21 protein-coding genes are annotated in these 22,290 nt (G+C 65.9%); 12 read left to right on the forward strand and 9 right to left on the reverse strand.

Annotated elements, in window-relative coordinates; translation table 11 throughout:
• Positions 1 to 2 precede the first annotated feature (2 nt).
• The 10 genes from LCM4576_RS32655 (at position 3) to LCM4576_RS32700 (ending at position 9,280) form a co-directional block, all read left to right on the forward strand.
• A complete protein-coding gene (locus tag LCM4576_RS32655) occupies positions 3 to 1,103 on the forward strand; it encodes an ABC transporter ATP-binding protein (RefSeq protein ID WP_071036418.1) in 1,101 nt (366 codons plus the stop codon).
• On the forward strand, positions 1,096 to 2,109 hold the full coding sequence (locus LCM4576_RS32660) for an ABC transporter ATP-binding protein (RefSeq protein ID WP_071036773.1): 1,014 nt from the start codon (positions 1,096 to 1,098) through the stop codon (positions 2,107 to 2,109). The genes LCM4576_RS32655 and LCM4576_RS32660 overlap by 8 nt, the downstream gene beginning before the upstream one ends.
• Before the next feature lie 59 nt (positions 2,110 to 2,168).
• Positions 2,169 to 3,809 carry a dihydroxyacetone kinase subunit DhaK gene (locus LCM4576_RS32665; RefSeq protein WP_071036419.1) on the forward strand — a complete coding sequence of 547 codons (1,641 nt, stop codon included), beginning with the start codon at positions 2,169 to 2,171 and terminating at the stop codon, positions 3,807 to 3,809.
• 10 nt (positions 3,810 to 3,819) lie between these two features.
• Entirely contained in the window at positions 3,820 to 4,419 is a 600-nt protein-coding gene (gene dhaL / locus LCM4576_RS32670; RefSeq protein WP_041001363.1) for a dihydroxyacetone kinase subunit DhaL, read from the forward strand.
• Complete coding sequence (gene dhaM, locus LCM4576_RS32675; RefSeq protein ID WP_027166091.1) at positions 4,419 to 4,808, forward strand: dihydroxyacetone kinase phosphoryl donor subunit DhaM; 390 nt, start codon at positions 4,419 to 4,421, stop codon at positions 4,806 to 4,808. Before dhaL ends, dhaM begins: the two co-directional genes overlap by 1 nt.
• A gap of 19 nt (positions 4,809 to 4,827) precedes the next feature.
• On the forward strand, positions 4,828 to 5,130 hold the full coding sequence (locus LCM4576_RS32680) for an HPr family phosphocarrier protein (RefSeq protein WP_040988690.1): 303 nt from the start codon (positions 4,828 to 4,830) through the stop codon (positions 5,128 to 5,130).
• Positions 5,131 to 5,171: 41 nt separating this feature from the next.
• The gene (ptsP, locus tag LCM4576_RS32685; protein ID WP_071036420.1) at positions 5,172 to 6,746 is read left to right on the forward strand and encodes a phosphoenolpyruvate--protein phosphotransferase; all 1,575 of its coding nucleotides are present in this window, start codon (positions 5,172 to 5,174) and stop codon (positions 6,744 to 6,746) included.
• Between the two features lie 4 nt (positions 6,747 to 6,750).
• Positions 6,751 to 7,182 (forward strand): hypothetical protein, encoded by a 432-nt coding sequence (locus LCM4576_RS32690; protein ID WP_041001233.1) that lies wholly within the window; start codon positions 6,751 to 6,753, stop codon positions 7,180 to 7,182.
• A 21-nt stretch (positions 7,183 to 7,203) separates the two neighbouring features.
• A complete protein-coding gene (gene dhaK, locus LCM4576_RS32695; RefSeq protein ID WP_071036421.1) occupies positions 7,204 to 8,190 on the forward strand; it encodes a dihydroxyacetone kinase subunit DhaK in 987 nt (328 codons plus the stop codon).
• A gap of 64 nt (positions 8,191 to 8,254) precedes the next feature.
• Positions 8,255 to 9,280 carry a nucleotidyltransferase family protein gene (locus LCM4576_RS32700; protein WP_071036422.1) on the forward strand — a complete coding sequence of 342 codons (1,026 nt, stop codon included), beginning with the start codon at positions 8,255 to 8,257 and terminating at the stop codon, positions 9,278 to 9,280.
• A 17-nt stretch (positions 9,281 to 9,297) separates the two neighbouring features.
• On the opposite strand, the gene LCM4576_RS32705 is transcribed toward LCM4576_RS32700, so the two are convergent.
• Genes LCM4576_RS32705 through LCM4576_RS32715 form a run of 3 tightly spaced genes read right to left on the reverse strand, consistent with a single transcriptional unit; the run spans position 9,298 to position 10,993 of the window.
• The gene (locus LCM4576_RS32705) at positions 9,298 to 10,278 is read right to left on the reverse strand and encodes a serine kinase (protein WP_071036423.1); all 981 of its coding nucleotides are present in this window, start codon (positions 10,276 to 10,278) and stop codon (positions 9,298 to 9,300) included.
• Entirely contained in the window at positions 10,275 to 10,706 is a 432-nt protein-coding gene (locus LCM4576_RS32710; RefSeq protein WP_071036774.1) for a lasso peptide biosynthesis B2 protein, read from the reverse strand. Before LCM4576_RS32710 ends, LCM4576_RS32705 begins: the two co-directional genes overlap by 4 nt.
• Positions 10,706 to 10,993, reverse strand: a complete 288-nt coding sequence (locus LCM4576_RS32715; RefSeq protein WP_071036424.1) for a PqqD family protein — start codon at positions 10,991 to 10,993, stop codon at positions 10,706 to 10,708. Before LCM4576_RS32715 ends, LCM4576_RS32710 begins: the two co-directional genes overlap by 1 nt.
• A 454-nt stretch (positions 10,994 to 11,447) precedes the next feature.
• Between LCM4576_RS32715 and LCM4576_RS32720 the strand changes: the two genes are divergently transcribed.
• Positions 11,448 to 13,355, forward strand: coding sequence for a propionyl-CoA synthetase (locus LCM4576_RS32720; protein WP_071036425.1), 1,908 nt, complete (start codon positions 11,448 to 11,450; stop codon positions 13,353 to 13,355).
• Between the two features lie 456 nt (positions 13,356 to 13,811).
• Complete coding sequence (locus tag LCM4576_RS32725) at positions 13,812 to 14,525, forward strand: metallophosphoesterase (RefSeq protein ID WP_064745047.1); 714 nt, start codon at positions 13,812 to 13,814, stop codon at positions 14,523 to 14,525.
• Positions 14,526 to 14,583: 58 nt separating this feature from the next.
• On the opposite strand, the gene LCM4576_RS32730 is transcribed toward LCM4576_RS32725, so the two are convergent.
• The 6 genes from LCM4576_RS32730 to LCM4576_RS32755 form a co-directional block, all read right to left on the reverse strand.
• Positions 14,584 to 16,965: a polysaccharide biosynthesis tyrosine autokinase gene (locus LCM4576_RS32730; protein ID WP_071036426.1), complete on the reverse strand. Its 2,382-nt coding sequence runs from the start codon at positions 16,963 to 16,965 to the stop codon at positions 14,584 to 14,586.
• Positions 16,966 to 17,132: 167 nt separating this feature from the next.
• On the reverse strand, positions 17,133 to 18,029 hold the full coding sequence (gene galU, locus LCM4576_RS32735; protein WP_041001220.1) for a UTP--glucose-1-phosphate uridylyltransferase GalU: 897 nt from the start codon (positions 18,027 to 18,029) through the stop codon (positions 17,133 to 17,135).
• Positions 18,030 to 18,058: 29 nt separating this feature from the next.
• Positions 18,059 to 19,045 carry a glycosyltransferase family 2 protein gene (locus LCM4576_RS32740; RefSeq protein WP_071036427.1) on the reverse strand — a complete coding sequence of 329 codons (987 nt, stop codon included), beginning with the start codon at positions 19,043 to 19,045 and terminating at the stop codon, positions 18,059 to 18,061.
• A complete protein-coding gene (locus LCM4576_RS32745) occupies positions 19,035 to 19,973 on the reverse strand; it encodes a glycosyltransferase family 2 protein (RefSeq protein ID WP_071036428.1) in 939 nt (312 codons plus the stop codon). The genes LCM4576_RS32740 and LCM4576_RS32745 overlap by 11 nt, the downstream gene beginning before the upstream one ends.
• Positions 19,973 to 20,980, reverse strand: coding sequence for a glycosyltransferase family 2 protein (locus LCM4576_RS32750; RefSeq protein WP_116398062.1), 1,008 nt, complete (start codon positions 20,978 to 20,980; stop codon positions 19,973 to 19,975). The genes LCM4576_RS32745 and LCM4576_RS32750 overlap by 1 nt, the downstream gene beginning before the upstream one ends.
• The gene (locus LCM4576_RS32755; RefSeq protein ID WP_071036429.1) at positions 20,980 to 22,155 is read right to left on the reverse strand and encodes a glycosyl transferase family 1; all 1,176 of its coding nucleotides are present in this window, start codon (positions 22,153 to 22,155) and stop codon (positions 20,980 to 20,982) included. The genes LCM4576_RS32750 and LCM4576_RS32755 overlap by 1 nt, the downstream gene beginning before the upstream one ends.
• Between the last annotated feature and the right edge of the window lie 135 nt (positions 22,156 to 22,290).

A 22,290-nucleotide genomic window follows, 5' to 3' on the forward strand; every position in this document is an offset into this window, starting at 1 on the left:
CGATGGCCGAGATCCGTGTTCAGAACCTGAGGAAGGCCTTCGGCGCATTCGTTGCCGTGCAGGATTCCAATTTCGTCGTCGAGGACGGCGAGTTCTTCGTCATGCTCGGGCCGTCCGGCTGCGGCAAGACGACGACGCTGCGCATGATCGCCGGCCTCGAGCTGCCGACCGGCGGCAAGATCCTGCTCGGCGGCGAGGATGTCACCATGCGCCGGGCGCGCGAGCGCGACATCGCCTTCGTCTTCCAGCTCTTCGCGCTCTACCCGCATATGAATGTGCGCAAGAATATCGGCTTCCCGCTGCTGGCCCAGGGCATGCCGTCGGCCGAGATCCGCAGCCGCGTCGAGGAGACCGCGAAGCTCTTGCGCATCGATCATCTGCTCGACAAATCCGTCTCCGGCCTTGCCGGCGGCGATCGCCAGCGCGTCGCGCTCGGCCGCGCCATCGTGCGGCGGCCGAAATGTTTTCTCATGGACGAACCGCTGGGCACGCTCGACACCGAGTTCCGCGATTTGATGGTGCACGAATTGCGCGAGCTGCATAACCGCATCCACGCCACGACCGTCTATGTCACGCACGACCAGATGGAAGCGATGTCGATGGCCGACAAGATCGCGGTGATGAACCACGGCGTCATCGAGCAGTTCGRCACGCCGCGCGAGATCTACGACCGGCCGGCGACCATGTTCGTCGCCGATTTCATCGGCTCACCGCCGATGAATTTCCTCAAGTTCGGCGGCGGCCTCGCCAGGGGTGCCAAGGAGATCGTCATTCAGGGCRCCAAGGTTGCGGTGCCGGAAGTGCGCGAGGACATCGCGCCCGCYGACATGGCGCTCGGCATCCGGCCCGAGCACATCCGCTTCGACGACGCCTCCAAGCTGCGCGGCGCGATCTACGGCACCGAATATCTTGGCACCACGCAGATCGTCGCCGTCGAGACGGCCGACGGCATCATCAAGGCGCGGGTGCCGGCAGGCATCCATCTCAGCCCCGGCGAACAGGTCGGGCTGGCGCTGAGCAGCGCGCGGCTGTCGCTGTTCGACAAGGGTTCCGGCCGCGCGGTCAGGACCGCCATGCATGATCAGGAGGCGCGCCATGGCTGATGTCCGAATCCAGGGCGTGACCAAGAGTTTTGGCGAGACCGTCGCGATCGACGATCTCGACCTCGCGATCAAGGACGGCGAATTCGTCGTGCTGCTCGGGCCGACCGGCGCCGGCAAGACGACGACGCTGCGGCTGATCGCCGGGCTGGAACGGCCGGACAGCGGCACGATCCATATCGGCGGCCATGACGCGACGGCGCTGTCGCCGGCCGAGCGCGACACCGCCTTCGTCTTCCAGCAATATTCGCTCTACCCGCATCTGTCGGTGTTCGACAACCTGGCCTTCCCGCTGCGCTCGCCGGCGCGGCGGTTTCCGGAAGACGCGGTGCGCCGCCGTGTCGAGGAGGTGGCGCGCATGGTGCRCATCGACCACAAGCTCGACAACCGCTCGACCAAACTGTCGGGCGGCGAAATGCAGCGCGTCGCCATCGGCCGCGCGCTGGTGCGCAAGCCCGCGATCTACCTGATGGACGAGCCGCTGTCCTCGCTCGATGCCAAGCTGCGCGCCGATCTGAGGCTCGAGCTGAAGCGCATCCAGTCCGAGCTCGGCGCCACCATGCTCTATGTCACGCACGACCAGATCGAGGCGATGACCATGGCCGACCGCATCGGCATCCTCGCCGACGGCGTGCTGGTGCAGATCGGCACGCCGCGCGCGATCTATTCGGAGCCGGCGAACCTTCATGTCGCGGCGCGCCTCGRCCAGCCGGCGATCAACCTCTTGCCCGCCGRCCTGCTGCCGGACGGCGGCGCGCCGACCGGAACGAAAACGATCGGCGCCCGCACCGAGCATCTGGCGATCGAGAAGGCGATGAACGGCCATGCCGACGGCGTCGTCGACTGGGTCGAGCATCTCGGCGACCAGAACCACCTGCATGTCACGGTGGGGGCGAAGAAGCTGGTGACGCTGACCGATCCCGACACGCCGCTCGCAAAGGGGGACAAGGTGACGATCCGCTACATAGCGCCGCTCTATTTCGGCTCGGACGGGCAAAGGCTGATGTAGCTGTCTCGCGATTATTTACACACCGATTGACGACCGCAGATACGGACTGGACGAAATCCATGAAGCACTTTTTCAACCGCAAGGACACGATCGTCACCGAAGCCCTCGACGGCTTCCTCGCCACGGCGGGGTCGAGCGCGCTCGCCCGCCTCGACGGCTATCCCGAGATCAAGGTCGTGCTGCGCGCCGATTGGGACAAGACCAAGGTGGCCGTGGTTTCGGGCGGCGGCGCCGGGCACGAACCCTCGCATGCCGGCTTCGTCGGCGCCGGGATGCTGACCGCTGCCGTCTCCGGCGAGATTTTTGCTTCGCCGAGCGTCGAGGCTGTTCTGGCGGCGATCCGCGCCACGACGGGGCCCGCCGGCTGCCTGCTGATCGTGAAGAACTACACCGGCGACCGGCTCAATTTCGGACTGGCGGCGGAGAAGGCGCGCGCCGAGGGTCTCGCGGTCGAGATGGTGATCGTCGCCGACGACATTGCGCTGCCCGACATCGCGCAGCCGCGCGGCGTCGCCGGCACGCTGTTCGTGCACAAGATCGCCGGTCACCTTTCCGAGAGCGGCCGGGACCTGGCGTCGGTCGCAGCCGCGGCGCGCGCGGCGGCGAAGGACATCGTTTCTCTCGGCATCTCGCTTTCCTCCTGCTCGATCCCCGGACAGGCGCATGAGGAGCGCTTCGGCGCGAATGATGGCGAGCTCGGCCTTGGCATCCATGGCGAACCGGGCGTCGAGCGCATCGCGCTTCAGAGCGCCAGCGCGTTCGTTGCCATCATGGCGGAACGCCTCGCGGCGCGGCTCGATCCGCACAGCCGCTACGCCCTGCTGGTCAACAATCTTGGATCGGTGCCGCCGCTCGAAATGGCGCTGATCGCGAATGTCGCGCTGTCTTCGTCGCTGGCAAAGGCGGTGGCGCTGACAATCGGGCCCGGGCACTTGATGACCGCGCTCAACATGAACGGCTTCTCGCTGTCGCTGATCAGACTGGACGCGGCGCGCGAGGCGGCGCTGCTGGCGCCGGTCGGCCCGCATGCCTGGCTGCCGRCAAAGCCGGTTCGTCAGCCGGTCGTCGTCGCGATGGCCAAGCCGGCTGCCGGCGCAACCGCAAAGCCCGCCAGCCGCGATGCGGCCGCGGAGCGGCTGATCAAAGCCGTTTGCCAGAGGCTAATCTCCCTGGAAGAGCCCCTCAACGCGCTGGACGCCAAGGCAGGCGACGGCGACACCGGCTCGACCGTGGCGACCGGCGCGCGCAGCATTCTCGAGCGTATCGACACGCTGCCGCTCGCCGACAAGGCCGCGACCGCCGCCGCGATCGGCGACGCGCTGGGCACGTCCATGGGCGGTTCCAGCGGCGTGCTGCTGTCGATCTTCTTCACCGCCGCCGCGCAGACTTTGGGTTTTGGCGCAACTCTACCCAAGGCGCTGCTGGCCGGCCTCGACCGGATGACCTTCTATGGCGGCGCCAGGATCGGCGACCGCACCATGGTCGACGCGCTGGAGCCGGCGCTGAGGGCCCTTGACGCCAGCGGGCTGGAAGCGGCCGCCAAGGCGGCGCGGCAAGGCGCCGAGGCTACCGCCGCGATGCGCAAGGCCAAGGCCGGGCGTTCCGCCTATATCGGCAGGCAGCTCGACGTTGCGGATCCCGGCGCCTTCGCGGTGGCCGAAGTTTTCGCTGCCGTGGCGGCGCTGTTCGCCCCGGCATGAAGGACCAATGATGGCCCCGGCCGATTTCTCCAGATTGATCGCGACGGCGGCCGATACGATCGCGGCGCATGCCGAGGAACTGACGGCCCTCGACCAGGCGATCGGCGACGGCGATCACGGGCTGAACATGAAGCGCGGCTTCGAGGCCGTGCGCGCCGAGGCAGATGTTTTTGCGGCGAAACCGCTGCCCGAAGCGCTTAAGGCGGTCGGCACCAAGCTGGTGATGACCGTCGGCGGCGCCTCCGGACCCCTGTTCGGCACGTTGTTCATGGCGCTCGGCAAGGACTTGCCGGCAGCGCCCGATCGAAACGGCCTGACGACGGCTTTAGGCAAGGCGATCGAAGCGGTCGCGGCGCGCGGCAAATCGCAGCCGGGGCAAAAAACCATGCTCGACGTGCTGCAGCCGGTGTATGAGGCATTGGCGCAAGGCAAGACGGCCGCCGAGATCTCCGACGCGGCCGACAGGGCCGCCGAGGCCACGGTGCCGATGAAGGCCCTGCGCGGGCGCGCCTCCTTCCTGGGAGAGCGCTCGATCGGGCATATGGACGCCGGAGCGCGCTCGACCGCGCTTCTGGTGCGCGCAGTCGCGGAAGCGATAGAGGGCAATTGATGAGCAATGTCGGTATCGTCATCGTGTCGCATTCRCCGCTGGTTGCCGAGGGCACGGCCGACATGGTGCGCCAGATGGTGGGCGACGAAGTGCCGCTTGCATGGTGCGGCGGAAACGGCCATGGCGGGCTCGGCACCAGCGTCGAGGCGATCATGGGTGCGATCGACAAGGCCTGGTCGGAAGCGGGCGTCGCTATCCTGGTCGATCTCGGCGGCGCCGAGACCAACTCGGAGATGGCGGTCGAGATGATCGGCGAGCCGCGCTCCCACAGAATAATCGTCTGCAACGCGCCGATCGTCGAGGGCGCGGTGATGGCGGCAACCGAATCCTCCGGCGGCGCCTCGCTCAAGGAAGTGGTGGCGACGGCGCATGAATTGTCGCCGTCGTGAACGAACGGGAACCGCCTGAATGTCCGCATCCGCCGAAGCAACGGTCCTGATCACCCACGCGGTGGGGCTGCATGCGCGCCCTTCGGTGAAGTTCACCAAGCTTGCCAAGTCGTTCGCGGCCGAGGTGGAGGTGGCGGTGGCCGCCAACGGCCCCTGGTTCGACGCCAAGAGCATCGTGAAGGTAATGGCGGCAAAGGCGCCGAAAGGGACCATGCTGCATATCCGCGCCAAGGGTGACGGCGCGGCCCAGGCGGTGAAGGCGCTGGTCGACCTGGTGCAGCGTGACTTCGACGAGGACGCGGATCATGCCCGGTCCGCTTGAGGCCGATCCGACTGTCGCCAGGCCGGCAAGGAACGCGGGCCATGCGGATTGAGGGTATCCCCGCCTCTCCCGGCTACGCCGAAGGCCCGCTGTTCGATCTCGATCAGCCTCCAGCCAGCTACAAGGCGAAGTTGAGCGCCGAGGAAGAACAAGCCGCACTGGTGAGCGCAATCGGCAAGGCCGTCGGCCGGCTCACGGCGCTGATCGAAACCACCGACGGCGACGCCGCCGGCATCCTCGAATTCCACATCGCCATGCTGGAGGACGACGCATTGAGCGGTCCGGCCCTGGCGGCGATCGGCTCCGGGCAGCCGGCGGACGCCGCCTGGCGCGCGGCGCTCGACAGCGAGATCGCCGGCTATGAAGCCTCGGACCAGGACTATTTCCGCGCCCGCGCCGCCGACTTGCGCGATATCCGTGACCAGGTGCTGCGGGCGCTGAGCGAAGCCGGCGAAGCCGCGGCGCCCCCCGGCGCGATCCTCTATGGCGAGGACATCGCACCGACGCGCTTCCTGGAGGCCGATTGGAGCGAGGGCGGCGGCATCGCGCTCAAGCGCGGCAGCACCGCCAGCCATGTCGCGATGCTGGCGCGCTCGCGCGGCGTGCCGATGGTTGTCGGTCTCGGCGACGATGCTGAAACGCTCACCGGTGTCGCGCTGCTCGATGCTGAACGCGGCGGGATCATTTTTTCGCCATCGCCGGCCGAGGTCGAAACTTTCCGGCAATCCGCCGCCTCCTTCGCCGACCGCCAGGGCGCGGCGCGGACATTCCTGACCGAGCCGGCGGTCACCAAGACCGGCACCGCGGTGCGCGTCCAGGTCAACATCGCCTACCCCTCCGACGTCGACGGCATCGATGTCGCCACCTGCGACGGCGTCGGGCTGATGCGAACCGAATTCCTGTTCGGCAAGGCATTGCCGGATGAGGAGACGCAGTACCGTGCCTATCGCAAGGTRCTGGAATGGGCGGGCGACAAGCCGGTGACCATCCGCACCGTCGATGCCGGYGGCGACAAGCCGGTGCCGGGTTTCACCGTCGAGGAGACCAACCCATTCCTCGGTCTGCGCGGTATAAGGCTCTCGCTCAAGCGGCGCGATATCTTCCGCGTGCAGATACGGGCATTGCTGCGCGCCGCCATCCACGGCAATCTGAAGGTGATGTTCCCGATGATCGCCACACATGACGAGTACAGCCAAGCCGCCGCGCTATTCGCCGGAGAGCAGGCCGCGCTGACCGCGCGGGGCGTCGCGCACAAGCTTCCGCCGCTCGGCATCATGGTCGAGGTGCCGTCCGTCGCGCTGGCGCCGGAAACCTTCGCCGACGTCGCCTTCTTCTCGATCGGCTCCAACGACCTGACGCAATATGTGATGGCGGCCGCGCGCGACAATGCGGCCGTGGCGCATCTCAATTCCGTGCGCCATCCGGYTATGCTGCGGCTGATCGCTGCGATCACGGCCTTCGGACGGGAGCRAGATATTCCAGTCAGCCTATGCGGCGACGCGGGCGGYGATCCGACAACCATCCCGGCGCTRCTCGAAGCGGGCCTGCGTGACCTGTCGGTCGCCCCCGCGCAACTCGCCATGGCCAAGGCGGCCATCGCGGACGTTTCGGTGTAAGCGTATGGCCAAGGCCGCCAGGATAGCCGAAACCGGCTCGGAAGACGCGATCCGCGCCTATAAGACCATCCTTTCGCAGGTCATCGACCAACGCCCGTCAGGCATGCGTCAACGACTGGCCGATGCGCTCGGCAAGCACCGCAGCTTCGTCACGCAGATATCGAGCCCGGCCTATTCGATCCCAATCCCGTCGAAGCACCTGCCTTCCATCTTCTCGGTCTGCCATTTCAGCCAGGCCGAGCGCGACCAGTTCATGGCCGCCTATCACCAGGCGCATCCCGGCAAGGCGCCCGCGGCTTCGGGCCAGCGCAAGACACGCCATGTCTCGCTGATCGTGCCGGATTTCGGCGACGACAAACAGAACGCCGCGCTCGATCGGGCGATCAACGAATTCATCCAGAAAATAACCAGCATCGCCGGCAAGGGCAGCGGCTAGCGGAAGCATGGGAGGACAGCCATGAAGAAATTCATCAATTCGGTGGACACGATATTGGCCGAAAGCCTCGATGGTTTTGCGGCGGCTCATGCCGACATCCTCGTGCTTGGAGAGGACCGAAAATTCATCCGCCGCAGGGAGCTGAAGCCCGGCAAGGTGGCGCTGATCTCGGGCGGCGGCTCGGGCCACGAGCCCCTGCATGGCGGGCTGGTCGGCCACGGCATGCTGGACGCGGCCTGTCCGGGCCAGGTCTTCACCTCGCCGACGCCCGACCAGATGCTGGCCGCCGTTGAGGCCGTCGGCACCGGCGCCGRCTGCCTGTTCATCGTCAAGAACTACGAAGGCGATGTGATGAATTTCGATATGGCGGCCGAGATGGCGGACGGCGTGCTGCAGGTGGTGACCAATGACGACGTCGCGGTCGAGAACTCGTCCTACACGACCGGACGGCGCGGCGTCGCCGGCACGCTGGTGGTGGAAAAGATCGTCGGCGCTGCGGCCGAGCAGGGCATGGCGCTGCGCGAACTCAAGGCGCTGGGCGAGCGCGTCAACGCCGCGACACGCTCGATGGGCGTGGCGCTGACCAGCGGCACGGTGCCAGCGGCCGGCAAACCGACCTTCGAGATCGGCGACGGCGAGATGGAGTTCGGCGTCGGCATCCACGGCGAGCCCGGCCGGCGGCGCGACGCGCTGAAGAGCGCCGACGCCATCGCCGAAGAGGTCTGCGCGGCGATCGCCGGCGATTTCGGCGGCCGGACCGAAGGGCCGGCGCTGCTCTTCGTCAACGGCTTCGGCGGCACGCCGTCTATGGAGCTCTATCTGATGTACAACAGCGCCCGCAAAATGTTCGAGAAACACGGCGTGACAGTGATCCGCTCGCTCGTCGGTTCCTACGTGACCTCGCTCGACATGGCAGGATGCTCGATCACGCTCACCCTGCTCGACGACGACATGACGGCATTGTGGGACGCTCCCGTGCACACCGCGGCGCTGCGCTGGGGGATGTAGGCGTCRCTGGCTTCCCCGGTGCTTTTCTGGCAAGCATACGCGAAACCTTGCTGCTGCCTGAACGATGCTGCCCGAGCTTTCGCCTGCCCAGGAAAAACTGCTGATCAAGCTTGCGGACCCCGAGGCGCCCGCCGATTGGGGCAACGACGTTTCCGCAAGCGACCTGTTGGCGCTGCTGGCCAATGCCGAGTTCCACGGCGTGCTGCCGATCGTGCTGCGCAAGCTCCGGGAACGCGGCGACGCCGATCTGCCGAATGACGCGGGCCTGCGGCAAAAGCTTGCCGAGCTGCGCGACCAGATGACGACGGCGACCGGGCAGTCGATRCTGCTGCAATATCACGGCGACCGCGTCATGAAGGCGCTGGCGGCAAAAGGCGTTCCGGCCCGGATCGTCAAGGGGCCGGTGTTCGCGCGCAGGCTCTATCGCCAGCTTGCCGACCGTCCCTTCACCGACATCGACATCCTCGTCGACCCCGCCGGCATCGAGGCGGCCAACCGGACGATCGCCGAATGCGGCTTCGTGCTCGGCAGCGGCGAGGCCCTCTCGCACGCGCTGCAGGAATTCAAATGGCTGGAGAAAGAGAATTCCAGCCTGCTGATCGAACTGCACGGCAACCTGGTGCACGACACCGGCATGCGCAGGCGTCTGTCGCTCGGCTTTCGCGAGCTGCGGGCGATCGACAAGGGCGAGACCGACACGCCGGCGGCGCTGCTCACCATCGCCATCGTCCATGCCGCAGGCGGCCACAAGTTCCATAGGCTGCAGCTCTGCGTCGACGTGCTGCAAGGCGTGCGGGCGTTGAAATCGCCGGAAGACGAAGCGCGTCTGCTCGAGGCCGCCCGCATGACCGGGATCGAGCTGGAGCTGGCGACGGTCCTCAACGTCACCGGGCGCCTGTTCGGCGCGCCGCGCGCGATCGAGCTCGCGGACCGTATCAAGCCGGATCTGTCGATACGGCTGGCGAAATGGCTGATCACCGGCAACATGCTGCTTCGCGTCAATTCCCGCGAGAAGCTGCGCTCGCGCCTCAGCCGCGATGCCTTCCGCTGGGTGCAGAGGCTGGCGCGGCCGCGACCTTATCCCGCCTGATGGAAGCTCACTTCCGGCTAAATATCCACCGCAGCGCGGATCAGCGCCGCCGCCTCGGCCGGCCTTGCCCCAACCTCCAGCGTGAAGGTCGGCACCGCCTTCACCAGCGCCGCGATCATCGCCATGCGCCTTTTCTGCAGCGACAGCAGGCCGGTCATGCCGGTCCGCACATTGTCGGTGGCCAGAGCCACCATGGCGTCTGTCCTGGCCATCGGCAGCAGCCGGGTCTCGGCGTCGGCCGAGCGCGCGAGATGCAGGAGCGCGGCGACGGGCTTGGCGCGCACATCCTCGACCCGAATGATTTCGCCGAGGCAGTCCAGCGAAACGGACTGCTCGCCCTCGGCGTCCCACTTCTCGCCGAGGCAAGGCGCGACGAAGGGCAGCATCGCCGCCGTGTTGCGGTGGACCTTCACCCGGCGCAGCATGCCCCAGGCCGTGATGCCCTCAGCTCTTGCGTTGAGGATCATCACGTCGTCCGAGCAAAGGCCGAAACCCCGCGATGCAAGCGCCAGCGACGTCGTCGACTTGCCCGTGCCGCTTGGCGCATGGACGAGAACCAAGCCGTCCTTTCCAGGCAAGGTGAGACCCGCCGTGTGCAGCATATGCTGGCCGTCGGCGTCGAGCGCCGCGTCCAGCACCATCATCAGCAAGGTCCACTTGATCTTGCTGTCTGGATGAAGGCGGATTTCGGCCCGGCCCTCGCCGTCGCGGATCGACAGCGTCTGTTGGCCCGGGAAGACGAGATGGAAGACGCTGCCTGCGTCGATCATGCGGCAATGGCCGTCCAGCGGCACGTCGCCGTCGAAAGCCAGCTTTCCTTCGGGGTTCTCCTGCAACTCAGGCGTTTCGACGATGTCGACGCGAAAACCGGGCGGGACAGGCTCGTTTACACGCAGGGCGCCGAGCATCAGGTCGAAGCTCGGCCACAGATCGGCACGCGCGGCGGTGATGCCTATGACCTGGCCGTTGAGGTCGTAGCGGAAAGTCTGGTCGCTCAAGCGGCTGGCGCCTTCATCCTGGCGGGGTGGCGGTAGATCTCCACCATGCCGGGCTGGCTGTCGCTGACCACCGGCTTGCCGTCGAGGCAGACCCAGCAATGCGCCGACAGGCGAGGCTCGTGCATCGACCTGGCGTCGACCCCGAAACGCAGCTCCGGGTCGAAGCCGGCCATGCGCAGGAAGCGAAAACCGAGYAGACCTTCCCGAAGGCACCTGCGGTCGCGCATCAACCAGGGGCRCCGCACCGTTCGCTTGACGCGATGGACGATGTAGGTCCAGGGCAAGTCACGATAGGGCGCGGGCGACTGCAGAGGCGCCAGTCTCAACACGCCTTCGAAATCGCGCCGGCCGACCAGCACCGGCATCAGCCGGGCGCTGAGCCACAAATGGACGCGGAACAGCGCGCGCAGGACCGGTCCGTCGGCCATCATGCGCCCGGGTCGGCGAGGATGCCTTCAGCCACCAGCTCGGCGGCCAGTTCGGCCATGTCCTGGTCGAGCGTTGCCTTGTCGATCTCGAATTCGTCCGACAGCAGGTCGACGATCTGGTTAAGGTTGCGCGCGCCGTTGACCTTGTCGAGAAAAGCCTCGGTCGTGTCGTTGCAGGTATAAAGCTGGCCACTGCGCGCCAAAAGCACGACGGCGCCATCGCCGACATGCTGGACGGACGCATCGTCCGCCATCCGAAGCACCGTTTCAGAGCCGATTTCAGCCATCCGCCCGCTCCCTTCGCTGAAAGAGCAATTAGCGCGGCGCCGCGAGGCTGTCCATTGGCATGGATAGCTAAGGGGATGATCGGCCCCGCAGTCTTGCCCGTCGCGGGACGAATATTAGCGAGGTCTTGCGTTCCTGCCGTTGGGTAAGCTATGAATCCGCTGGGCTTTGGGGAGTGATCTTGTATGCGTTACAATTGGGAACGGGCTCCGACGGCGTTCGAGCGCCATCGGAAAGCGCTTGCGGCGGCCATCCTGATCGCCGRCGGCGTCGGGCTGATGYTGGYGGCGCTGCCGCTTTAAGCCGGCTTAGATCACGGAGTGACAGCGACGCCTCCGCCAGAGGCGCCGAACAGAGACGTTTGCCGGCGTTGTCGACCAAAATGCAGGAAGACATGGCCGCGACGCGCGGCTTAGTCTATGGCAGGCGGCAGAACGTTTCTTGGGAGGAAGGCGGATGGCCTCACGCTATCACGAAGTCTATGAGGGCTGGAAACGCGACCCCGTAGGGTTCTGGGCCGAAGCGGCGAAAGCGATCGACTGGTATAAGCCAGCCGACAAGGTCTTCGACCCGACGCAAGGCGTCTATGGCCGCTGGTTCATCGGCGCCACCTGCAACACCTGCCATAACGCCATCGACCGCCATGTCGCGGGCGGCCGCGCCGACCAGCTGGCGCTGATCCATGACAGCGCGATCACCGGAACGATCCGGAAATTCACCTATGCCGAATTGAAGCGCGAGGTGGTCGCGCTAGCCTCGGTGCTGAGGCATCGCGGCATCGGCAAGGGCGACCGCGTCATCATCTACATGCCGATGGTGGCTGAAGCGGCCATCGCCATGCTCGCCTCGGCCAGGCTGGGCGCCGTGCATTCGGTGGTGTTCGGCGGCTTCGCCTCGCATGAGCTCGCCACCCGCATCGACGATGCCAAKCCGAAGCTGATCATCTCCGCCTCCTGCGGGCTGGAGCCGGGACGCGTCGTCGCCTACAAGCCGCTGCTCGACAAGGCGATCGAGATGTCGAAGCACAAGCCCGACGCCTGCCTGATCCTGCAGCGCGAGCAGCTGCGCTGCGAGATGAAGGACAATTACGACTTCGACTATGCGGATGCAGTTGCCCGCGAACGGGCGGCCGGCGCCAATGTCGATTGCGTGCCGGTGCTGGCCACCGATCCGCTCTACATCATCTACACCTCMGGCACGACCGGCCAGCCGAAGGGCATCGTGCGCGACAATGGCGGCCACATGGTCGCGCTGAAGTGGACCATGGACAACGAGTTCGGCGTCAAGCCCGGCGAAGTGTTCTGGGCTGCCTCCGACGTCGGCTGGGTGGTCGRCCATTCCTACATCGYCTACGGACCGCTTCTGCATGGCTGCACCAGCGTGCTCTTCGAAGGCAAGCCGATCGGCACGCCGGACGCCGGCACCTATTGGCGGGTGATCTCCGAGCACGGCGTTGTGGCGCTGTTCACCGCGCCGACCRCCTTCCGCGCCATCAAGGGGCAGGATCCCAAGGGCGAGTTCGTGCCGAAATACGACCTGTCGAAGTTCCGCACCTTGTTCCTCGCCGGCGAGCGCGCCGATCCCGAAACGATCAAATGGGCGGARCAGAAGCTCGACCGGCCGGTCGTCGACCATTGGTGGCAGACCGAGACCGGCTCGCCGATGACGATCAATCCGGCGGGGCTGGGACTGCTGCCGGTGAAATACGGCTCGCCCGGTGTGCCGATGCCAGGCTACGACATCCGCATCCTCGACGATGCCGGCCATGAAGTCTCGCCCGGCACGCTCGGCAATGTCGTGGTCAAGCTGCCGCTGCCCGCCGGCTGCCTACCGACGCTGTGGAATGCCGATGCCCGCTTCCGCCAAGCCTATCTTGAGGAGTTCCCCGGCTACTACAAGACGGCCGATGCCGGCATGATGGACGAGGACGGCTATCTCTATGTGATGGCCCGCACCGACGACATCATCAACGTCGCCGGCCACCGTCTCTCGACCGGCGCGATGGAAGAGGTGCTGGCGGCGCATCCGGATGTCGCCGAATGCGCGGTCATCGGCATCGCCGATGCCATGAAGGGCCAGGTGCCGCTCGGTTTCGTCGTGCTCAATGCCGGCGTGTCGCGCGATACCGGCGCGATCGAAAGCGAGGTGGTGGGGCTGGTGCGCGAGCGAATCGGCCCGGTCGCCGCCTTCAAGACCGTGGTGACGATCAAGCGGCTGCCCAAGACCCGCTCGGGCAAGATCCTGCGCGGCACGATGCAGAAGATCGCCGACAGGGAGGAATGGACGATGCCGGCGACCATCGACGACCCCGTGATCCTCGACGAGATCACGGCGGCGCTGAAGGGACGCGGCATCGGCGTGTAGCAGCCCGCAGACGGCCGCGTTAACGAAGAATTCACCAGTTTGTCCTGCCCTGCAATCGCTTGTTGTGCAGCGCAGCAGTGGACCTTAAAGTTCGTTTGGGGGGCCATACCGAAAGCACGGCATGGCTCAACAAGAGACGACATTCGGCGGCGTCGACATACCGCGACGCCTTGCTACCGTCGCCGTCAACCGACCGGTAAAGCCCGGCGGCGATCCGCGCACTCTGCCGTCGCTCGGTCCCACCCTGTTCCGTCATCCGTCGACGGCCRCCGAGAGCGGTTCACCGTCTCGTGGAAACGGGGAACCGCTCGTCTGGCTGTCTGGACCGCCGGTGTGGAATTGTTCGCATTCGGCATGATATCGAGGCGCAAATCAGTGCAAGTATCCGAGCCTCAATCCGTGAGCCTGTTCCAACGATCGAAACGCCCTCGACCCGCGCCGCGCGAGCGCCTCGTCATGGACATACGCGACACGGTCGTCTACGCGATCGGCGACGTGCATGGCTGCCTTGACGAATTGCGCGCATTGGAAGGAAAGATCCAGCTCGACGCGCAGCGCTTCCGCGGCCGCAAGATCATCATCATGCTGGGCGACTATATCGACCGCGGGCCGCATTCGCGGCGCGTGATCGACCATCTGATGGCGCCGCCGCCAAAGGGCTTCCAGCGCATCTGCCTCGTGGGGAACCATGAGGTCGCGCTGCTCCTCTATCTGGACGGTCATCTCTCGCGTGAAACCTGGCTTGGCTATGGCGGCCGCGAGACCCTGTTCTCCTACGGCGTCGATCCTGACCGGCTGATAAGCCTCTACGGTTCGAGCGAACAGGCGGATGCGCGCATACGCGAGGCCATTCCCGCCAGCCATGTCGACTTCCTGCGCACGCTGCCGGCGATGGTCTGCTCAGACCAATTCGTCTTCGTGCATGCCGGCATCCGGCCCGGCATCGCGCTCGAGGCGCAGGACGAGGGCGACCTGCTCAACATCCGCGAGGAGTTCTTCCAGGCGGCGCATCGCCTCGACCGCTGGGTGGTGCATGGGCATACGATCGTCGACGCTCCGACGCTCGACGGGCGCCGGCTCGACATCGACACCGGCGCCTTTCAAACCGGACGGCTGACCGCGCTCAGGATCGTCGGTAAATACGGCCGGCTGCTGTCCTCAAACGATTAGGGCGGTTCACTCTTTTAGGCTGAACCGCCAACTCTGTCTTTCCGAACGGAAACCCGCCTCAGGCTGCCTGCTTGGGGCGCTGTTCGGATTTTTCCAGATAGTAGGTCGAATAGCGGTCGAAGAACCTTTCCGAACCACCGAGCGCGCCGTATTTGGCCAGCTTCTTCAAATCGACCTTGTTGAGCACCGCGCCGATCACCTTGTTGGCGATGTAAGGCTCGGATTCCAGCATCGAGCGAACCATGTTGCGCGGCGTGCGGCCCCACTCGGTGACCAGAACGAAGCCGTCGACCAGCGGCGCGAAGGCCTTGGYGTCGACGACGGGGCCGAGCGGCGGCAGGTCGACGATGATGTATTCGAACGTCTCCTTGGCGTTCTCGATGAAGCGCCRCATGCCGGCCGAGCCCAGAAGCTCGCTGGTGTGCGAGAACTGGCCGCGCAGCACGGCGGGAATGATCGCCAGCTTGGTCTGGCGATCGACCTTGCCGACCGACTGCCAGGTCTGGCCGTTGACCACCGCTTCCATCAGGCCCTGCTCGGCCTCCATGCCGAGGCTGCGGCTCAAGCCCGGATTGCGCAGGTCGCCGTCGATGAGCAGGGTCCTGGCGCCATTGGCGGCGAGYAGGCCGGCGAGATTCGCGGCCACCGTCGACTTGCCCTCGCCGGGCAGCACCGAAATGACGCCGATCACCCGGCTGCCGCGGTCTTCCATCACGACGTCGAAGGCGATCTTGGCGTTGCGCAGCGTCTCGGCGAACATCGAAGCCGGGGCATCGATGCTGACACGCATGCGCGCCCGTTTCTCCGCCGCGGAAAGGCTTGCCACCTTGCCGTCGGCCGGCAGGTCGTCGGCCTTGGAATCCTTGGCCTTGCCGCCGCCGATCGTCGGCAGATAGCCGAGGAACTTCAGACCCACACGGTCACGGATGTCCTCGCCCGTCCTGAAGAACCGCTCGTTGAACTCGTTGAGGCCGCCGAAGCCGGCGCCGAGCATCAGGCCGAGCACCAGCGACAGCGCCAGCACGCGCAAGGTGCGGGGGCTGGAGGCCGCGAGCGGCATCGTCGCGTCGGATATGATGCGGACCTTGCCGACCGGGAAGGACTGCTGCTGCGAGGCTTCCTCGTAACGGCTGAGGAAGGTCTGGTAGAGCGTGGTCAGCGCCTGGGCCTGCTGATCGAGCTCCTTCAGCTTCACCTGCGACTGGTTGTCGATCGAGCTCTTGCCGGCGGCCGTGGAGATCTTGTCGCGCAGCGCCTGCTCGCGCGCCTGCGCCACTTGGAAGTCGTTGCGGTAGCTTTCGGTAAGCTGCTTCAGCTGGCCGAAAATCTGCGCCAAGACGTCGGCCTTTTCCTTGGCCAGCGCGACCGCCTGCGGATGGTCCTTGCCAAAGTTGGTCTCGACGTCCTGCAGGCGCTTGGCGATGGCCAGATAGCGGGTCTTGAGCCCGATGATGACCGAGCTGCTCGGCTGGTCGGCGCCGATGGCCGAATCGTTGAAGGCGCTTTCGGAGCCGCTGTCGACGATCGCCTTGTATTGCTGGTAGCGAGCGCTGGCTCTGGCGGTATCGGCCTGGGCGACAATGAGCTGCGCATTGAGATCGGCGAGCTGTTTGTCGCTCAGCAACTGGCCGTCGCTGTTGGCGGAGAGCCCATGTTCGGCCCTGAACTTCTCGACTGCCATCGCAGCCCGCTGCGAGCTTTCGCGCAGCTCGGTGAGCCGGCCCTGCAGCCACAAGGCGGCGCGCTCGGTGGCATCGAAGCTGGCGTTGAGCTGGTCAGCCAGATAGGCATCGGCATAGGCCTTGGTAATGGCCGTGGCCAAAGCAGGGTCGGGCGCCTGGTAGCCGATGGAAATCACGTAGCTGCGGCCGTTGCGCTGCGCCAGCACCTCGCTCTGCAGCTTCAACACGGCATAATCGTGCGTCGCCGTTTTGATCATGGCCTGGCGCGTCGCCTCGTCGACATTCTCAATGCCGGGGATGTCGCCCGCCGAGCTGCCGCGGAAATATCCGACCACGCCGCGCAGGAAGCCGATGCCCTTGGCCAGCGCCGATTGGGGCGGGTTCATGAACGCGTCGTTCTGATCGAGCTTCAGCTTGTCRACCACCACCGACGCCAGGCGTGCGGAGGTGAGAATCTCGACCTGGCTGAGAAAGGAAGCGTCGGTCTGAACGGTTTGTGACGCGGCCGAGATGTCGTCGACGACCTTGTTCAGGCCCTCGTCGACCAGGACGCTCGCCACGGACATATATTGCTTGGGCGTGGTCTGCAGATAGATCACGCCCAGGAACAGGCCGATGACGGCGCAGGCCGCTACGACCTTGGCCTGTCGGGCGGCCATGCCGAGYAGACGCTCGACATCGATGAAGTCTTCGCCCTTTTCCTGATCGGCACCGGGCAACGGCACCCTCTTGTCGAGAGGGAATTTGGCATAGTTCATGTTCGGTCCAATTCCAGGTTGCAGGCGCTATCGGCCTTGGTAGATCGGCGTCGTGACCAGAAAAGACCGCGCAACGTTGTTGCCAGGATGCGCCGGGCCGGAAGGCCCGGGCGCTGGAGTGGCTGTCGCGCCATCGCGAAACCGCATATGCACCCGAAAGATGGGCATTATGCGGCTACTTCCCGGCGCTCATGCGACCGGACAAATTGCTGCAGCATCTCGAAGACAGGGCCCTTCATGTCGTCGCGCGCCAAGGCGAAGGCGATGGTGGCCTCGATGAAGCCCTCCTTGGAGCCGCAGTCGAACATGCGGCCGTCGAAAGGCTGGGCGTAGAAAGGCTGGCTCTGAGCCAGGCGCACCATGGCGTCGGTGAGCTGGATTTCATTGCCGGCGCCGCGTTGCTGGTTGCCGAGCAGGGCGAAGATCTCCGGCTGCAGGACGTAGCGGCCGTTGATGTAGAAATTCGACGGCGCGTTGGCGGGCGCCGGCTTTTCGACCATCGCCGTGACCTTGAAGCCGGAGCCGACCTCGTCGCCGCGGCCGACAATGCCGTATTTGCTGGTTTCAGCCGGGTCGCAGCGCTCCACGGCAATCACATTGCCGCCGGTGCGCTGGTAAAGGTCGACCGTCTCGGCAAGGCAGCCGCGCGCGCCGAAGGACACCATGTCGGGAAGCAGCAGCGCGAACGGCTCGTTGCCGATCACGTCGCGCGCGCACCATACGGCGTGGCCGAGGCCCTGCGGCGACTGCTGGCGGATGAAGGAGGTGGCGCCGGCGACGGGCAGCAGGCTTTCCAGCGATTCGAGCTGCGCCTTCTTGCCGGTCTGCTCCAGCGTGCCGATCAGTTCAGGGTGCAGGTCGAAATAGTCCTCGATGACCGCCTTGTTGCGGCCGGTGACGAAGACGATGTGCTCGATGCCGGCCTCGAACGCCTCGTCGACGGCATATTGCACGACGGGCTTGTCGACGACGGGCAGCATTTCCTTCGGCATCGACTTGGTCGCCGGCAGGAACCGCGTTCCGAGCCCCGCCACCGGGATGACTGCCTTCCTGACTTTCTGCATCTGGTCTTCCTTCTGAGAGAAAAAGGTTTCTACCTGTCGCCGGCTATCAGATCGCCCRCATGCTTTATCTCCCCACCCCCGCGGCGAACCTGCGCCGCAACCCTTCTGAGCCGGACCGCGATCGGCATGCTCAAATGCCCGATCGCGGCCGGATCCCTGAGCGCCGCGCCGATCGCCTTGAGCGGCGCGCGCGCCTTGATGTGCTGAACCAGGGACAGAAACGACGACGCCTTGCGCAGGCTGCGGCCGCGCCTGGCGAAGGCCGCCTTCGCGCTGCTGTCCATGGGATATGCCACCGCGAAGGCGGCATCGGCGCGCGTCATCGCCTCGACGTGATGCAGTTCGAGCACCCGCGAGATCGAGCCGGTGCGGATGTGATAGACATAGCCGACGGTCGGCTCGACGACGCAACGGCCGCCGCTGGCCAGCGCGCTGGCCAGAAGAATATAGTCCTCGCCGATGCGCAGCTTCTCGTCGTAGCGCAGCCTGTTGTCGTCGAGAAAGCGGCGCTGGAAGATCGGCTTGAGATAGCCGAGATTGAAGCGCGATTCGAAAATCAGATTGCCGTCGATGTAGTCGGCGAGCGAGATTTCGCGCAGGCCTTCGAGATAGCCGGCCGGAAACATGGTGTCGTCGGGGGTGCCGTCCTCGCGCACGACCTGGACATTGTCGACCGCAATTTGGGCACCCGCTGCTTCAGCGCGGGAGATCATCATGGCCAGGCGGTCGGGAAGAACCGCATCGTCGGAATCGAGCACCGCCACCCAGCGGCCCCTGGCCAGGTCGAGGCCGGCATTGCGGGCGCCGCCCGGACCACGATTGGCCGGCAGCGCCACCACCTTGACGATGTCTTGCGGATAGGCGCGCGCCACATCCAGCGTGCCGTCGCGCGACTGGTCGTCGACGACGATGACCTCGACGGTGACGCCAAGCTGCGCGATCGCGCCGGCGATGGCGCGGTCGAGAGTGGCCTCCGCATTATAGGCGGCGATGACGAAGCTGACGTCAGGCTGCACGCTTGTTCCCTTGTTCTGGCGACGTGAGGCCGTATTGGCGGATTTCGCGGACGCCGACCAAACCGCTGACGACGCCAACGTGCATAATGCCGCGCAGCACGCTGCGGTTCCGTCGCACCGGGCTGATCGCGGTCAAAATCGCCATGCCGAAGCAGTAGGCGGCCTTGGCCGAAGCGAGCCCTACCTGGCCGGCGCGACGCAAACCGCCGGCGCCGCGCCCGATCAGATGGCCATGCGTCTGGCCGAAGCGGAAACGGCGGCGGCGCAGCCAGTCGAACGCGGCCCTGGCGCGCGGCACGACCTCGTCGACGAAGGCATCGGGCGCAAAGGCGATGCGGCCGCCGGCCTTGACCATGGCATCGAAGAATTCGGTATCCTCGCCGCCGGTCTGGCCGCGCGCCAGGCTGAAGCGACGGCCGCGCAAGCTCGCATCGGTCATCGCGAGCAGGACGTTGCAGGTGTAGCCGGTGCGGATCTCGCCGCGCACCCAGACCGGCAAGGTGGAATGGAAATCGCCCTTCCGCATCCAGTCCGGCGCGTCATGGCGGTAATGCGCCCGCACCGGACCGAGCACCGCCGCCGCGCCCGTCGCGTCGACCGCCGCCATCAACTCGACCAGCCAGGAGGGCGACGCCGTCTCGTCGTCGTCGATGAAGGCGACGAAGTCCGACACGCTGGCGTCGAGGCACGCGTTGCGGGCGATCGAGATGTTGCGCGCCGGCGCGTGGCGATAACGGATCGGCAGCTTCAGCTCGTCGGCCAATGCCTTCACCAGCTTCTGCGCGCTGGGCTCATCGTCATTGTCGGCAATGATGATGCCGATCTCCAAACCCTCAGGCCTCTCCAGCGCGGCGACGGAGCGCAGCGTGTCGGCCAGCTCCGGCCGGCGGAAGGTGCAGATGCAGATGTCGATCGAGCGCCCGGCCATCACGCCACCTCGCGCTGCGAGCGGCGCATCAAAAGCTGCTGCCAGAAGCCGACGGACCAGCCGAAATGCATGACCATCGCCGAGACGCCGGCGAGCGCTATGCTGGCGTTGCGTTGGCGTATCGCCGTCACCAGCCCGTAGCCGAGGCACACCGCCGCCCACAAAAGGAACGGCACCGCCGCCAGCCAGTGGACGAAGGAGAACAGGGCAAGCAGCACCACAGGCGCAACCAGCAGCGGAATCATCTGCCGGACCTTCGGCACCATGCGGTGCTTCAGCACGTTCCTGGCGCGGCCGCGGCCATAGCCGAGATACTGGAAATAGAGGCTCTTCAGCGTCGAGCGCGGATAATAGACCATCTGCGTCCTGCCGCTCATCCAGATGCGGTAACCTGCCTGGCGCAGGCGATAATCGAGCTCGGCGTCCTCGTTGTGGCTGAAGCTCTCGTCGTAACCGCCGACATGCCTGAAGGCGGCGATGCGCATCAGCGCGTGGTGGCCGTGGTCGACCCACTCGCCCTCGGACATATGYCGGTGCTTCGAGCCGCCGGTGYCGAGCTTGGAATTCTGCGCCGCCGCGACCGCTTTCTGCACGGCGCCGGTGCCGGCGGTCAGCATCGAAACGACGACCGAATCGGCGCCGGTGGCAAGCGCTTCCTCGACCAGCCGGTCGCAGTAATCGTCCGGATAGCCGCCATGCGCATCGATGCGGATGAGGTAATCGGCGCCCTCGCCGAGGCTCGCCACCGCGAGATTGATGGCGGCGCTCTGGAGGCGCTTCGGATTGGCGAGCAGGATGACGCGGGGATCCTTCGCCACGATCTTCTCGACGATGGCTTGCGTGCCGTCGGCGCTGCCGCCGTCGGCGACGACGATGCGGCCGCCGAGCCGTGCCGCCGCCGGCCGCAACTGGTCGAGCAGGCCGCCGATATGAGCTGCCTCGTTGAGGCAGGGAATGACGATCAGGATCGACGCCTGCGTCACGGGTTCTTGCGCGTCCCCTGCCATCACGCCRCCGCCTCCGTCGTTGCAAAATTTGAAGGCATCGTGGCGAGGCCGCTCAGCTTTTTGACGAAAGCCGCGCAATCGCTGCGGTCGTAGCTCCAAGTCCTCGGATTGCGCGCCAGCACCCGCGACTTCAGGTCGCGATATCGAACCTGATCCATCCGGCCGAGCACCGCCCCGACGCTTTCGGGCGTCGCTTCGGGCAGAAGCACGCCGATATCCCGCTGCTTCAGGAACCTTCCGGTTTCGGTGTCTGCCATCGAGATCGGCACCGCGCCGAAACGGCAGCCCTCATAGAGGCGGTTGGGAAGCAGCCATTCGGAATTCTGGCCGGCTTCAAAGAAATCGATCGCCCAAGAGAAGTGCACCTGCCCGTAGATTGACGCCATGTCCTCCGGGTTGCGGTAAGGCCCCTCGAACGAAAGCCAGGGCTCGGCCTCGACGAAGCCATGAAAGTCCGGGAACTCGGACAGCGCCGGACGGCCCCTGAGCACGACCTCGAAACGCCCCGCCTGGCGGCGGGTGAAATCGGCCAGCAACTCCAGCGAGCGGCGGCAGCGCAGCGCGCCGAACCAGCCGATGCGCCAAGGCGGCGACGCCGGACTGTCGTCCTCGAGGGACCGCGCGGCGACACCGGATGCCGTCTCGAAATATTTGTTCTCGATCAGCTCGACGGGTGCGACGATCTGCCCGAACGGCTCGAAATAATTGGCGATGAAGGCCGGCGAGCTCGTCACCAGAAGCTTCACGTCGCGGGCGAGACGACGCTCGGCGCCGCGCAACGTCCTGCCGACTAAATCGTCGCGCAGCACCAGACGGTGAATGTCCAGGCACTCATAGACGATCGGCACGTTTGCCCCAAGAGCAGCATTGGCGCGGCGGGCCAGCGCCAGCATTTCGAGATTGCGTGCGATGATGAGATCGGGCGTGGGCATGGCGCCCAGCTTCGCGCCGATCGACATGGCTGCCTTGGCGACCGCGCCGAGGCGTTGCGCGAATCGGCCGTCGCGCGTCGCGCCGAGGTCGACAGGCTCGATGCCTTCGATCTCGGCGACCGGGCTGGTGGTGCGGCGGAAGCCCGCCAGGGTGACCCCGGCGCCGCCTGCCTTGAGCATCTGAACCCTCCGGCRCACCGCCGGGTCGGATACGTCATGCACAAGGTACAAGACATGCAGCATGTAACTCGACCGCTGTTGGGCCCACCCATCGGCGATGCTAGTACAGCTTTTGCTGCATCGCAACATTTTTGGTGCGACGAAGCAAACGCCTGCACATTTTTTGTTGCACTGCAAAAATGATACGATACTCTGGCC

The sequence above is a fragment of the Mesorhizobium sp. LCM 4576 genome (genome assembly GCF_001854815.1).
In the GTDB taxonomy this organism is placed as follows: Bacteria; Pseudomonadota; Alphaproteobacteria; order Rhizobiales; family Rhizobiaceae; genus Mesorhizobium; species Mesorhizobium plurifarium.